The 1,132-nt window shown below is 49.6% G+C and carries 2 protein-coding genes; both read right to left on the reverse strand.

Annotated features, from left to right (window positions below; translation table 11 throughout):
- Positions 1-74 precede the first annotated feature (74 nt).
- A complete protein-coding gene (locus tag DW49_RS1000000133960; protein ID WP_268240087.1) occupies positions 75-197 on the reverse strand; it encodes a hypothetical protein in 123 nt (40 codons plus the stop codon).
- A gap of 468 nt (positions 198-665) precedes the next feature.
- On the reverse strand, positions 666-905 hold the full coding sequence (locus DW49_RS1000000132935; RefSeq protein WP_024421470.1) for a hypothetical protein: 240 nt from the start codon (positions 903-905) through the stop codon (positions 666-668).
- Between the last annotated feature and the right edge of the window lie 227 nt (positions 906-1,132).

A 1,132-nucleotide genomic window follows, 5' to 3' on the forward strand; every position in this document is an offset into this window, starting at 1 on the left:
TGGCCAAACTGGATCGTGATGCGTTCTTCAATGCTGAGTTCATGATATGACATAGGTTCACCGTACCGGATTGGTCAGGTGTTGCGCTCAGTTTTTGCCGCCGCCAACTGATAAATACCACTGGCCATGAAATCCCAGATGTACTGAAAGAAGGTATTGGCACTATCAAGCCATGCAGCTAACCACGAAAGATCCATAAATCACCTATGCAAAGACAATAAACAGGGCGATAACAGCACACATAAATAAAACTGCTTGAGCTATCCAATCGAGAGAGCCCGAGTATTTATCAAGACAGAAACTTATGCTTTTGCCGAGAACGGTAACGGGAGGTGGGCAGTAAAGAGTTCCACCACCACCAAGGGAAAGATCACCAATAGGTGAAAATACACTTTTGAGCTTGTCTAACCCATCCTTGATTTCATCTTTGGAATCGTCGATTTTCTTCTGCCATTTTTCGTCCTCACCGTCTAATGATCCTTGCTCGGGGGCTTTAAGCTTGGTGATGGAGGGGGCATCACCTTCACCACAGTCGGACGTACAAGTTCCATTACCACCACTGCCAGTGCCAGAGCCGCTACCAGTACCAGAACCAGTGCCTGTACCAGATCCAGAACCGGTACCACTACCAGAGCCAGAACCACTGCCAGAACCAGAGCCACTACCTAAACCTGAGCCAGAACCACTGCCAGAGCCTGAGCCCGTAGCAGTGCCGGAACCTGAACCAGACCCAGAACCGCTACCAGTACCTGAACCACTGCCTGAACCGGTATCAGAACCGGAACCAGTACCCGAGCCAGTGTCAGAACCTGATCCACTTCCAGTGCCAGGCGTAGGAGTAGTGCCAGTATCACCGCCAGAGCCAGTGCCGGTATCGGGGGATGGATCAGGAGCCGGAGCTTCATAGGGATCACCTGTAATAGTTACATCAGCAGTGCAGGTAAAGCCTGCACCAGAGCCAGAGGCACGGCAAATAGCTACGCCAGAAATGGAAGTACCGCAACCACCGATATCAGGTGGATGGGGAGTGTCACTAGTGTACTGTTTTCGAAAAAATCAGCCACCAACTAACGGAAAATTCAAATCTTATCAATAGCTTAGCTTGCAGGTTATGGGTAACTTATTTCGAAAA

It is taken from the genome of Pseudomonas avellanae BPIC 631 (assembly GCF_000444135.1).
In the GTDB taxonomy this organism is placed as follows: domain Bacteria; phylum Pseudomonadota; class Gammaproteobacteria; order Pseudomonadales; family Pseudomonadaceae; genus Aquipseudomonas; species Aquipseudomonas avellanae.